This window comes from Streptomyces sp. NPDC058812, from assembly GCF_042744565.1.
In the GTDB taxonomy this organism is placed as follows: domain Bacteria; phylum Actinomycetota; class Actinomycetes; order Streptomycetales; family Streptomycetaceae; genus Streptomyces; species Streptomyces thinghirensis.
Window position 1 is genome coordinate 1 of sequence record NZ_JBHYOB010000024.1, and the last position, 12,388, is coordinate 12,388.

Sequence of the window (12,388 nt, forward strand, 5' to 3'; positions counted from 1 at the left end):
GCGCCGGGGCGCCGGTACCGCGGAGCGCGGCCCGCCGCGTTGCGCGGCGGGCCGACTCGGACGTCAGTTACACGTCGTGACGCTGAGGCTGCTGTCGCCGCAGAGCAGCAGGCTCGCGCGGCTGCCGGTCTCCACGTCGCCCATGGCCTCTTCCTTGGGGGTCTCCATCGACTGCAGCTCGAACAGGTTCATTTCGCTTCCCTTCGTAGACAAACGGGTGCTTTCTTCACGACCCCTGATGGGGTCGGCTCATGGGCCGCGGCACTCGCCGCGGCGGTGGGAGGAACGGCAGACCGGCGTGCCGGTCGCCGTGTACGGACGCGACGGCCAGCAGGCATCCGGCCGTCCCGGTGGAGAGGTCCATCGACAGGCGCATCATCTGCTCGCCGGGGAAGGCGAGATGACCGCGGTAGGACATGGCGTGCCAGGTCAGCGCGTCGATCTGGCGCCGGACGGCCTCGGGGCCGGTGCCCGGCCCGGTGGCCGTCGTACGGCCGAGGTACAGCACCATGCCGGCCACGCCGCGGTAGAGCCCCGGCTGGGCGTAGAACATGGCCTGTGCCGCGCGCACGATCTCCTCCCGTGCCTGCTCGAACCGCTCGTCGGCGCGGTGCGCCAGGTAGTCGTCGAGCACCATGCCGATGCCCACGCTGCCCGCGCCGAGGTACGGCATCGTGCGCCAGCCCTCGTCCACCTGGAGAGCGCCTCCCGCGCCGCGGACGCAGCGCGCGAGGTCCTGGCGCAGTGCGGCGCCCGCGAGGTCGAGCAGTCCGGTGTCACCCGTGCGTTCGTACAGGCGCAGGAACAGCAGGGCGCTGCCCGTGGCGCCGTACAGGAGACCGGCTCGATTCCGGCGTTCGGCCCCTCGGCCCGGTGCGTCGGCCGGTATGCACCGGGCGCTCAGCTCGGCACACCGCATGGCCGCGTCGCGCAGGGCGGAGTCGCCGGTGGAGGCGGCCAGGGAGTCCAGTACCAGGCCCACTCCGGCCGTCCCGCTGTGGAGGTCGGCGGCGAGACCGTCGAGGGGCTGCTCGAGGAGCAGCCGCGTCAGATCCAGCGCCCGGGCCCGGTGGCCGAGGTGGTCCAGGGCCCAGGCGACTCCCGCGATCCCGTCGTGGAAGCCGAACGGCATTCCCGAGGGCGGTTCCTTGGTCCGGTCGAGCAGCCACTGCTCCTCGCTCTCGTCGCGCTCGGCCCCACTCTCGGCCAGGGCGTACAGCACGCCGGCCGCTCCGTAGCCGAACGAGAGTCCCCCGCCGGCGGTGCCGAACTGAGCCACGTCGCCGGGGAAGAGGCGGTCCTCGCGCGACGGAGTGGCCGACGCGCGGATGGCCGCCGTCATCGAGTCCCGGCTGCGGGGCCAGTCGCCCGGTGCCACGGGAACGAAGTGCTCGGTGGTGGGTCGTGCCGCCGGACGCCGATCGGAAGAGTCGGCGATCTCGTCGAGCGCCGCGTCGAGGAAGGCGCGCTCCACGGGGAACTGCCGCGCCACCACGTCGGCGAGGTGCTCCGCCTTGCGCCGGTCCAGGGCGAGCAGACTGGTCAGCGGCAGGAACAGGGCCAGTCGCAGACAGGCCAGCGCGTACCGGTCCACGGCGGTGCCCCGCCGGCCGGCAGGTGCCACGAAACCGGGGTGGGCGACCGTCTGCCGACCCGGCTCGTCGACGCGGTGGGCGGCCTCGAAGTCCAGCAGGGCCACCCGCCCGTCGTCGCGGATCATGATGTTGAAGAGGTGCAGGTCGTTGAAGACCACGCCCCGCGCGTGCACCTCCTCGACGGCCCGCTCGACCTGGGCGTGGACATCGAGCGCCCACTCGGTGTACTCGGTCAGCCGTCGCTCGTCGGGGTCCGCCTCGATGAGCGGATGCCGCCGGGCGAAGAAGGTGTTGAGGGGCTTGCCGTCGAGGTACTCCAGCACCAGGAAGTGGTGCTCCCCGACGGCGAAGCTGTCCAGCACCTCGGGTGTGCAGGACAGCCCCGACAGCTGTTCCAGGGCCCGGCGTTCGCGATGCAGCCGGGTCACCGCGTCGGCACCGTCGGCCGCCAGGCCGGCGTACGGGCGGGCCTCCTTGAGGACCACCACCTCGCCGGTACGGGTGTCCCGTGCCCGGTAGACACCACCGCCGTTGGAGAAGTGGAGCGCCGACTCGACGGTGTACGGGATGTCGGCCAGGGTCACCGTCGCCCGCGCGTCGACGTGAGGCCGCAGGAAGGCGGGCACGCTCACCCAGTCGGGCACGCGGAACACCGGGCCGCGGAAGTCGGGGACGAGTACTCCCTCGGGGTTCGCGACGGCCGGCCGCAGTTCCCCGCTCTCGTCGTAGCAGTTGCGGCGGGTGAAGCTGCCGTAGCGCACGTGCACCGGGCCGTCCCCGATCCTGAGATCGCTCAGGATGTGCGGTCCGGGCTCGCCGTCCAGCAGAGCGGCCAACTCGCCCACGAGGCGCTCGAACTGTGCCTCGTCCGCCGGGTACACGGTGACGAACTTGCCGCTGCCCGCCCGGTCCGCGTACTTGGCGTTGCGCTGGTGCAGCAGGTAGCGGCTCGGCACGAACTTGAAGGCGATGCCACGCTCGACGCAGTGGTGCCGTACGCGCTCCAGGACGGACTCGGCGTTGTCCAGGCAGGCGGAGACGTGGATCTTCCAGCCCTGCGCCGGCAGTTCGGCGTCCAGCGGACGCAGGGCGAGCCAGTCGCCGCTTTCCCCGCGCTGCCAGCCCGCCGGTACGGGCAGGGTGGCCGCCGCGTACCGGGTGCCCGCCGCCCGGGTGCCGGGGCCGGTGCGGTGCGGCGCGTCGTAGAAGTGCGGGTCCGCGTCGCAGTACACGGCGTAGCCCTTGTTCACGCCTGCTCCCTTCACCTGGTCGGTGCCGGGCATGACGCTGTCACGCGGCGTCGGGTCCACGACAGTCACCGCTGTCACGTCTCCGACGTGCGGAACGCACAGGTAACTTCGCCGGGCGGGTGCTCGGGGAGGCGGCAGGGTTCGCCGGGCGGACGTCCCTTCGCGTGGCCGGCCCGGCCGTGCGGCGGGCTCCGGGCCGCCCAGGGGAGGGGGCGGCCCGGAGCCCGTGTCACACCGGGGCGCCGGCGGTCAGAACTGGAGCGACCAGGCGTTGAGGTACCCCGTGTCGTTGACCCAGTTGTCGCTCACGCGCAGCTTCCACGTGCCGTCGGCCGTCTCGGCGGAGGCGTTCACGGCGTAGGTGGCCCGCACGTTGTCCGAGCTGTCGTTGCTGTCGTAGTCCTTGAGCGGATACGTGGTGCCGTCGGGGGCGACCAGTTCCACGCGCAGGTCGCCGCGGAAGGTGTGCCGGATGTCGACCTTGACGGAGAGGTCGGCCGGGGCGTTGCCGCCGACGCCGGTGACCGGCAGGGGGGACTCGACGGTGGCGTTGTCACGGATGGCGTGGTCGTCCGTGTTCTCGAACAGTGGTCCGGTGGGCGGCGGCGTGCCGGTCCCGGTGTGGAGCAGCTTGTTGGGCGAGCTGGCCCGGGCGTCGCCGACCCGGTCGGACGTGGCGTCGGCGACCAACCGGTCACGCACCTGGGCCGGGGACCACGTCGGGTTGGCCGACAGCAGCAGTGCGGCCGCGCCCGCCGCGTGCGGTGCGGCCATCGACGTACCGCTCATCGACTGGGAGGCGGTGTCGCCCGCGTTGGACGTGGACACGATGGCGTTGCCCGGAGCGAAGAGGTCCAGGCAGGAGCCGTAGTTGGAGCCCTGGCCGTTGGACCAGCCGGTCGAACGGGCGTCGTTGGCGGACGTGGCCCCGACCGTGATCGCCGACGGTGTCGAGGAGGGGGAGTACTGGCAGGAGTCGGCGTTGTCGTTGCCGGCGGCGACCACCCAGGTGACGCCGGAGGCTATGGAGGCGGCCACCGCGTCGTTGACGGACTGGGTCCGGCCGCCTCCGATGCTCATGTTGGCCACGGCGGGCTCGACCGCGTTCTTGGTGACCCAGTCGATGCCCGCGAGGACCGGCCCCCAGGTGCTGCCGGACGTGCCCTGGCAGTTCAGCACCCGGACACCGACCAGCTCGACTCCCTTGGCGACACCGTGCGAGGCGCCGCCGACGGTACCGGCGACATGAGTGCCGTGGCCCTGGCAGTCGGAGGCGTCGCGGTCGTTGTCGATGAAGTCGTAGCCGCTGACCGCCCGGCCGCCGAAGTCGCGGTGGGTCATGCGGATACCGGTGTCCACGATGTACGCCGTGACGTTCGAGGCCGTGGTGGAGTACGTGTAACGCGAGTCCACCGGCCGGTCGCGCTGGTCGATGCGGTCCAGCCCCCACGAGGGCGGGTCGGTCTGTGTGTCGACCGCGTACGCGACGCCGTCGGCCTCCACGCGGGCCACGGACGGATCGGCGGCCAGCTCCTTCGCCTCCGCCTCACTCATTCTGACCGAGAAGCCGCGCAGCGCGGCCGTGTAGGTGTAACGCAGGCTGCCCGCGTGTCGCTTGGCCAGCGCCTTCGCGGAGGCCGGCACGTCGGCTCGGGCGACCGAGTCCTCGAAGGTCACGATGTAGGAACCGTCGACCGCGCCCGGACGGTCCGCGCCGACGATGCGTCCCTCGCCGTCGCCGGGCGGTACGGGGGCGGCCCCGGCGGTCGTGGCGGCCCCGAAGAGCAGGGCGGCACTGGCGCCGACGGCGAGCACGCGCCGGACGGCGCGAGCGTCGAACTCCATGGTTTCTCCCTTGAGAGCGGTCCGGAACCGGGTCGGATCCGGACGGCGGCAGCCGTCGCGGCGTGAGCCACCCAGTACGTGGGGAGTGCGAGCGTATGACGAGCGCATGACAATTACGCCAGCGGTGTCCTGGGCGGTCCACGAGCGGTGGGGCAGGGTCGGGCGGGTGCCGCGCGGAGTGGGGCGCCGGGCGACACCGCGTCTGATGGAACGGCCGGCCGTTGCGGCGGCCGACCGCTCAGAGCTTCGGGCGCACGGCCGCCCCCCGGCAATCCGTAGCCCTACCCAAAGAACGGCGACGACCGGTCGGCCCGCGCACGGGACCGGGCGGGGTGGACGGCGTCTCCAATGCCTGGGTGGTGGACACCTATTGCACCGGAGTCCGCCGACCGGTAGACCCTGCGCACGAGCGTGGTGGGCGGCGCCGAGGAGGCACCTGTGGAGAGACGTGTCCCCGATCTCGGGGCAGGTGACGGCGCCGGTCCCCGAGGGACGGCCTGCGCGGCGGGGGGTGCCGCGGCCGGGTTCGTCGGGCGCGCCGCCGAGGTGGCCCGGATCCGTGCGGCGCTCCGCCGGCCACCATGTGTCGTGGTCGTGCGCGGCGAGGCCGGTGCGGGCGCGTCCCGGCTGGTGGACGAGGCGCTGGCCGACGACGGGCTCCGGGGCTGCGCGCAGCTGCGCGGTGTCTGCCCCGACGTGTCGGAGGACACCGCCCTCACCCCGATCGCCGACGCCCTGGCCGGGCTGCCGTACCGCGCGGACGGGGCGGAACCGCCCCTGCCCCCGCTGACCGGGGTGGTGGCCACCCTGGTGCCCGAGTTGGCGGACCGGCTCCCTGAGCCGCCCGAGGCGGCTGCCGATCCGGAGGTACGGCGCGGGCTGCTGCCGCGCGCGGTCCGCTTCCTGCTGGCGGCCCACGGCCCTGCGGTCATGGTCGTGGAGGACGTCCACTGGGCCGACCCGGCGACCCGGGACCTGCTGCACCGACTGCTGGCAGACCCGCCGCCCCGGCTACGACTGGTCCTCACCGAGCGCCGGGCTCCGGGGTTGCCGGTTCCCGGCATCCGCGTACCGGACCACGTTCTCGTCGAGGAGGTCGAGGTGCGGCCGTGGACGCCCGAGGAGACGGGGGAGTTCGTCCGGCGCCGACTGGGGGAGCGGGCGACGGAGCCGGGGGCCGCGGAGGCGGTGCACGCGCGGACGGGCGGCTTCCCGGCCGCGGCGGAGGCCCTGTTGCGCGCCGTGTGCGGAGGCGGCAGCACGGGAGCGGCCGAGGGCGTCGCACCGGCCGAGGGCACCGTGCGGGCCGTGCTCGCCGCCGGGGTGCCGTCGCGGGTGAGGCGCGATCTGGCGCAGCGGCGCGGGCCGCTCACCGATGACGCGCAACGGGTCGTCGAGGCGGCGGCGGTGCTGAACCTGCCCGTCACCGTGGACACCCTGGCCGAGGTGGCCGACCTGGAGCCCGGGCGGACCGAGCGTGCCGTCGCCCAGGCGGTACGGCGGTCGGTGCTCCGCGCCGACGGACCGCGCCCGGGGTTCCGGCACCCGCTGGAGCGTCAAGCCGTGCTGGACGACATGCCCGGGCCGAGACTGGCGTGGCTGAGCCTGCGGGCCGCACGGGCCCTGCAGCGCCGCGGCGCACCGCCGCCGCTCGCGGAACTGGCCCGGCTGTACCGGGCGGCGGGCCGGACGAAGGAGGGCCTGCGCTGCCTTGTCGCGGCCGCGGACCGGGCTGCGGCCGAGGGCGACTACACCGCCGCGACCACCCTCTACACCCAGGCGGTCACCGAGGAACCGGGAGCCGGGGGCCGTATCCGGACCGCCGCGAAGCTGGCCCGTACAGCGCAACTGGCCCGAGCCGGCGAGCAGGTGGTGAGCGCGGTGCGGCGGGTGCTGGACGAGGACGCGCCGCCGCCCCGGCTGAGCGGGGAGATGCGCCTCCACCTCGCCGTGGTCCTGCGCAACCAGAGCGGGGGCGCGCTCGACAGCCTCGACGAGGTGGCCCGCGCCATCCCCGACCTGGAGGTCTCCGACCCGCAGACCGCGGTACGGGCGATGCTGGTCGCCGCCATCCCGTCCATCCAGGGCTGGCCGGTGCGACGGCACGTGGCCTGGCTGGAACGGGCGGAGGCGGTGGCCGGGCGGGTCACGGACCCGGTGGCCAGGGCGGCGATGGCCGCCAACCGCGCCACCGCGCTCATGCTGCTCGGGGACCACCGGGCGTGGGCCGCGGCCGACGCGCTGCGCGGCCCCGCCGCGTCGGTCATGGAGGCGGCGCAGTACGCCCGAGGCTGGACCAACCTGGCACACGCCTCGATGGCCCTGGGACACGCCGAGAAGGCGCGGGAGTTCCTCTTCCGCGCGGCCGCCGGACTCGCCGACACCAGCAGCCCGTACCTGGAGGGGCTCACGCAGACCGGGCGCCTGGTGCTGGCCTGGCACGAGGGCCGCTGGGAGCGCCTGCACCAGGACGCCGACCACACCGCACGGCTGTACCAGGAGATACCCGACCTGACCGCGGAGGCGATGCTGGTGCGCGGACTGACCGCCCTGCACGTGCTGGGCGACGTCCCCCGCGCCCGCCGCGACCTCACGGAGGCCGCCCGTACGTCCCGCTACGACACCGGCGTCATCATCACCGCGTCCGCCGCCGCCATCGCCCGCGTCCACCTGGAGGCCGGCCGGCCCGGGCAGGCGTGCGACGCCGTCGAAGGCGCCCTGCGACACCTGGAGCGGACCGGCGGGTGGGTGTGGGCCACCGAGGTCGTCCCCACGGCCGTCGAAGCCCTCTGCGGCAGCGGCCAGGCCGAGCGGGCGCACCGGATCGTCGCGGACTTCGAGGCGGGAACCGCCGACCGTGACGCGCCCGCCGCCCGCGTGGCGCTGACAGTGTGCCGGGCACTGCTGGCCGAGGAGGAGCGGCGGCACGACCAAGCGGCCCTCCTGCTGGCCGAGGCGGAAGCGGAGTGGCGCGGCCTCGGCCGCCCCTTCGACGCGGCTCGGACCGCCGAGGCCAGAGGACGGTGCCTCCTGCCCGGCCCGGAGGCGCCGGAACACGACGCGTCCGAGCGGCAACAGGCAGCCGTACGCACGATCCACGGGGTGATCGGGCAGTACCAGAAGCTGGGGGCGCGCTGGGACGTCGCCCGATGTCATCGGCTGCTGCGCCGCCACGACATCGTCACCACACACCGTCGCGGACGTCTCGGCTACGGCGACCAACTGTCCCCGCGCGAACAGGAGGTGGCCCGGCTCGTCGTCCAGGGACGAGCCAACCGCGACATCGCCGAGAGCCTGGTGCTGTCCACCCGGACCGTGGAACACCACGTGGCGCGCATCATGCGCAAGCTCAACGTCAGCTCCCGTACGGACATCGCCGTGGCCGGCGACGGGGACGGCATCGCGGGGCGGTGACGGGGCCTGGCCGAGGCACCGGTCAGGCCGTCATGACTTCCCCTGGGCCGCCGTGGCCGTCGAGGGAGATGCCCAGCTGTTCGGCCACGGTGGTGAGGGCGGCTCCCAGCGGGAGCGCGACCCGGGTGAGGGCGTGCCGGTCGCCCCGTGTCGGGTCGAGGTTGACGATCAGTACCGGCTTCCCGTCCTGGGCCGCCTGGCGGACGAACCGGAGTCCGGACATCACCGTCAGTGAGGAGCCCAGTACCAGCAGTGAGGTGGAGTCGCGGACCAGCTCGCGGCAGTGCTTGACCCGCCGCGGCGGAACGGCTTCGCCGAAGAACACCACGTCCGGTTTGAGGATGCCGCCGCAGATGGTGCAGGGCAGCACACGGAAGTCCCCGACCTGTTCGTCGGTGAGGTCGGCGTCACCGTCGGGGTTGATCCCCGCGGCCACCGGCTCGAAGCCCGGATTGGCCTCCTGGAGCCGCCGGGCGAGTACCCGGCGCGGACTGAAGGCACCGCAGGACAGGCAGACGACCCGGTCCAGGCTTCCGTGGAGTTCCACGACGCCCTCGCTGCCGGCTGCCTGGTGCAGGCCGTCGACGTTCTGGGTGATCACACCTCTGAGCAGGCCGTGCCGTGCGAACGCGGCGACGGCCCGGTGCCCGGCGTTGGGGCGGGCGCGGCCGAAGGTGCGCCAGCCGAGGTGGCTGCGCGCCCAGTACCGGCGTCGAGCCTGGGGATCGGCGGTGAAGTCCTGGTAGGTCATCGGGACGTGCCGGTTGAGGCTCCCGCCCTCGCCCCGGTAGTCGGGGATGCCCGACTCGGTGGAGATGCCCGCCCCGCTGAGCACCAGCACGCCGCCGGTGCCCAGCGCATCGGCGACCGGCTCCGGATCGGTGGTGCCCGGCGGCAGGTCCTCGGCAGGGGTCCAGCTCAGAGTGGGGCGCATGCGCATGCCGCCAGGGTACGGAACGGGCTGCCCGCGGTCCGGCCCGCCGGCGGCAGTGGGCCGCGGCACCCCGCCGGCACTCGGGGTCGCCGCGGACCGCGGGGGCCGAGGGACGCCTGTCGCGGCGTACGAGCGGAGGAGCGCCCCCGTCCTCGGACGGGCCGGACCACGTTCACGGCAGTGGCGTGCCACCGGTCGCGTTCAGGATCTCCGCCGTGACGTAACCGGCCTCCTGCGAGGCGAGATAGACGTACGCCGGTGCCAGCTCGGCCGGTTGCGCGGGACGGCCCAGGGGGCTCTGTTTGCCGAACTCGGCGGTGTCCGGCAGCGTCGCCGGGATCAGCGGAGTCCACACCGGCCCCGGGGCCACCGCGTTCACCCGGATGCCGCGCTCCGCGACCATTTGGGCCAGCCCCTGGGTGAAGGTCACGATCGCGCCCTTGGTCGTCGCGTAATCCAGCAGGTGCGGGCTGGGCTTGTACGCCTGGACCGAGGTGGTGTTGATGACGCTGCCGCCCTCGGGAATGTGCGGCAGGGCGAACTTCGTCAGCCAGAACATGCCGTAGAGGTTCGTCCGCACGACCCGGTCGAACTGCTCCGTCGTGATCGCCTCGATGCCGTCCGGCTGGGCCATCTGGTAGGCCGCGTTGTTCACCAGGACGTCGATACCGCCGAACTCCGCCACGGCCCGGTCGATCAACGACCGGCAGTTCTCCTCCTCACGGATGTCGCAGGAGACGGCGACGGCCTTCCGCCCGGCGTCCTCCACCAGGCGGGAGGTCTCCCGTGCCTCGTCCTGTTCCTGGGCGAGGTGGGTGAACAGCACGTCGGCACCCTCGCGTGCGAAAGCCAGAGCCACCGCTCGGCCGATGCCGGAGTCACCGCCGGTGACGACGGTCCTGCGGCCCATCAGACGGCCCGACCCGCGGTAGGACTGCTCGCCGTGGTCGGGCGGCGGGTCCATCGGCCCGGTCCAGCCCGGGTGCGGCTGGTCCTGCGAGGCGAAGTCGGGGCGGGGGTACTGCTCGGTCGGATTCTGCTGATCACGCTGGTCGTCCGCCACGTCGGCCTCCTGTGTCTCACGGTGGGCGGTCAGCGACCGTGTTCCCTGGCCGGTCCGTCCGAAAAGCCTCTCCACCCTGCGAGCGGCACTTCCGCCGACCGCGCGCGAGGTCAGCAGAGAGGGACGCCGGGCAGCGGGGAGGAGGGGAGGTCGACAGCGACAAGTACGGCATTCCCCGGGACCGAGCACACATCGTCGGACGCAGCGAGGTGCCCGGCAACGACCACACCGACCCCGGCCCGCACTGGGACTGGGCCTACCACGTGAGCCTGGTCCGCGGCGACGACGGGACTCCGCCCGGGTGGCGAGCCTGCCCGGACCGACGTCCGTCCGCGTGGCCTGCCAGGTCCGCGGCGGACTCGTGGAGTACGACGGCTACAGCAACGATGCCTGGTCGTACCTGCCGGACCACGGCGGTTACACCTCCGGCATCTTCATCGACGTCACTGACGCCTGGCTCCCTGGAGTGCCCACATGCTGACCCCTTCCCCCCGGCGCGGGAGCTCCGCCGCGCGCCGCGGAACGCGGTCCCCGCGCGCACTGAGCGGCACGGTCCGCCTGCTCGCCCTCGCCCTCGCCGGGGCGGCACTGGCCACGGCTCCGGCCGCCGGTGCCGCCTCCGCGTCCACCTCGGACTCCTGGCGCCCGGACCTGTCCCGGACCGGCGCCGACGACGTCAACGTCGAGTACGACGCCGGCGCCCTGCGGGTGCGGGACGGCTCGGTCAGCCCCGCCTCCCTGGGCCGGGACGGGGGCTACGCCTCCGCCGTGCTGGAGGCGCACCGCGTGGACCGGCCGGTGAACCGGGTCACCGTGGACCTCGACGCGACGGTGCCCGAGGCGGCGAGCGTCGAGGTCGACGTGCGGGGCCGGACGGCCGGCGGAACCTGGACCGAGTGGCGTCAGGCGGTGACCGGCACCGCGGTGGAACTGCCGCGCGACGTCGTCGACGTCCAGGCCCGGCTCACCCTGTGGAACGCCGAGGGCGGGGCCACAGCGGTCGTGAGAGCCCTGACGCTGACAGCGGACGACAGGGGAAGCACCCCCGTCGAACCCACGCCGAAGGCGGCCTCCGCCTTCTCGGCCCGGGTCTACGCCACTCGCGAGGGGCTGGTCGGGCACACCACGGCCAACGGCCACGTCATCCGCGAGAACGACCACTTCGTGGCGCTCCCCTCGCGCAGGGCCCTGTCGCCCAACGGCAGCGGCCAGTACTCGGTGCAGGTGTGCGGGCCGGCCCGCTGCGAGACGGCACCGGTGTGGGACGTCGGCCCGTGGAACACGCACGACGACCACTGGAACCCCTCCGCGCAGCGCGAGCAGTGGAAGGACCTGCCACGGGGCCTGCCCCAGGCGCAGGCGGCCTACGAGGACGGCTACAACGGGGGCCGGGACGAGTTCGGCCGACAGGTCGCCAATCCGGCCGGCATCGACCTGGCCGACGGGACCTTCTACAACGTCGGCCTCAACGGCAACGGCTGGGTGACCGTCACCTATCTGTGGACCGACGGCGGCGACACCACGTCGTTCCCGACGCGGGGCACCGACGTGAGCGTCCGGCAGCAGGCGACCACCACATCCACCCGTGTGGCGAGCCTGCCCGGCCCCACGACCGTGCGGGTGAGGTGCCAGGTCCACGGCCAGCTCGTGAACTACGACGGCTACAGCAACGACGGGTGGTCCTACCTGCCCGACTACGGCGGTTACGTCTCCAACATCTTCATCGACGTCGCCGATCCCTGGCTCCCGGGCGTGCCCACCTGCTGAGCCCGCGGAGGGCTTCGGCGGACGGCCGGTGGCGCGGACGTGGGTGAGTACGGAACGGTGCAGGGCACCGCGTACCTCGCGCCGCCAGGGGCCGTAAGCCAGGGCGCCCGACCGGTCTGCGGCAGGTGGAGGCTGAGCACCGTCTCCCAGGGGATCGGCGCCCGGCGCCACCCCTGATCCGCTCGGATTTATGTGCGGCGGCGTGCAGCGGGGTCGCGTTCGGCGACGTGGCGGGAGCGGGCCGGCAGCATCCGGTCGGCGCCGGTTCGCCGGCGAGCGTCCATCCGCACGTCGTCAGCGAGATCCGGTGGATCCGCGCGGAGGACTTCGCGATGCCCGCGCCGGTGAGGTGGCGCTCGACCGCCGCGGTGTACGACGCGGGCGGGGCGGACAGAGGTACGACCCGAGGGCGCGGCAACCGAAGCGCGCCCCCCACTCCCGAGATCGGTCACCGATTCGATCGTCACGCCGCCCCGCCCTCCTGGCACTGCCGCAGTAAATGCGTACACCTCGCCCCGGC

At 73.6% G+C, this 12,388-nt stretch carries 8 protein-coding genes; 3 read left to right on the forward strand and 5 right to left on the reverse strand.

Features of this window, described 5'->3' with window-relative positions; all coding sequences use genetic code 11:
• Window positions 1–63: 63 nt before the first annotated feature.
• From ACFW48_RS33890 to ACFW48_RS33900, 3 genes are all read right to left on the reverse strand, one after another.
• On the reverse strand, window positions 64–192 hold the full coding sequence (locus ACFW48_RS33890; protein WP_121750866.1) for a SapB/AmfS family lanthipeptide: 129 nt from the start codon (window positions 190–192) through the stop codon (window positions 64–66).
• Window positions 193–226: 34 nt separating this feature from the next.
• A complete protein-coding gene (lanKC, locus tag ACFW48_RS33895; protein ID WP_386321914.1) occupies window positions 227–2,845 on the reverse strand; it encodes a class III lanthionine synthetase LanKC in 2,619 nt (872 codons plus the stop codon).
• A gap of 249 nt (window positions 2,846–3,094) precedes the next feature.
• On the reverse strand, window positions 3,095–4,690 hold the full coding sequence (locus tag ACFW48_RS33900; RefSeq protein ID WP_386321760.1) for a S8 family peptidase: 1,596 nt from the start codon (window positions 4,688–4,690) through the stop codon (window positions 3,095–3,097).
• A 438-nt stretch (window positions 4,691–5,128) separates the two neighbouring features.
• Here ACFW48_RS33900 and ACFW48_RS33905 point away from each other — a divergent pair, with 438 nt between their 5' ends.
• The gene (locus ACFW48_RS33905) at window positions 5,129–8,104 is read left to right on the forward strand and encodes an ATP-binding protein (protein WP_386321762.1); all 2,976 of its coding nucleotides are present in this window, start codon (window positions 5,129–5,131) and stop codon (window positions 8,102–8,104) included.
• Between the two features lie 22 nt (window positions 8,105–8,126).
• On the opposite strand, the gene ACFW48_RS33910 is transcribed toward ACFW48_RS33905, so the two are convergent.
• Window positions 8,127–9,044: an NAD-dependent protein deacetylase gene (locus ACFW48_RS33910; protein ID WP_386321764.1), complete on the reverse strand. Its 918-nt coding sequence runs from the start codon at window positions 9,042–9,044 to the stop codon at window positions 8,127–8,129.
• 166 nt (window positions 9,045–9,210) lie between these two features.
• Window positions 9,211–10,101: an SDR family oxidoreductase gene (locus ACFW48_RS33915; RefSeq protein ID WP_386321766.1), complete on the reverse strand. Its 891-nt coding sequence runs from the start codon at window positions 10,099–10,101 to the stop codon at window positions 9,211–9,213.
• A 301-nt stretch (window positions 10,102–10,402) separates the two neighbouring features.
• Here ACFW48_RS33915 and ACFW48_RS33920 point away from each other — a divergent pair, with 301 nt between their 5' ends.
• Both ACFW48_RS33920 and ACFW48_RS33925 read left to right on the forward strand, forming a co-directional pair.
• The gene (locus tag ACFW48_RS33920) at window positions 10,403–10,582 is read left to right on the forward strand and encodes a hypothetical protein (protein ID WP_386321768.1); all 180 of its coding nucleotides are present in this window, start codon (window positions 10,403–10,405) and stop codon (window positions 10,580–10,582) included.
• On the forward strand, window positions 10,576–11,868 hold the full coding sequence (locus ACFW48_RS33925) for a hypothetical protein (protein ID WP_386321769.1): 1,293 nt from the start codon (window positions 10,576–10,578) through the stop codon (window positions 11,866–11,868). Before ACFW48_RS33920 ends, ACFW48_RS33925 begins: the two co-directional genes overlap by 7 nt.
• Window positions 11,869–12,388 lie beyond the last annotated feature (520 nt).

Excerpts from the sequence above, each read along its gene's own strand:
- ACFW48_RS33890 (WP_121750866.1), bottom strand. The coding sequence starts at position 192 with ATGAACCTGTTCGAGCTGCAGTCGATGGAGACCCCCAAGGAAGAGGCC.
- ACFW48_RS33900 (WP_386321760.1), bottom strand. The coding sequence starts at position 4,690 with ATGGAGTTCGACGCTCGCGCCGTCCGGCGCGTGCTCGCCGTCGGCGCC.
- ACFW48_RS33910 (WP_386321764.1), bottom strand. The coding sequence starts at position 9,044 with ATGCGCATGCGCCCCACTCTGAGCTGGACCCCTGCCGAGGACCTGCCG.
- ACFW48_RS33925 (WP_386321769.1), top strand. The coding sequence starts at position 10,576 with ATGCTGACCCCTTCCCCCCGGCGCGGGAGCTCCGCCGCGCGCCGCGGA.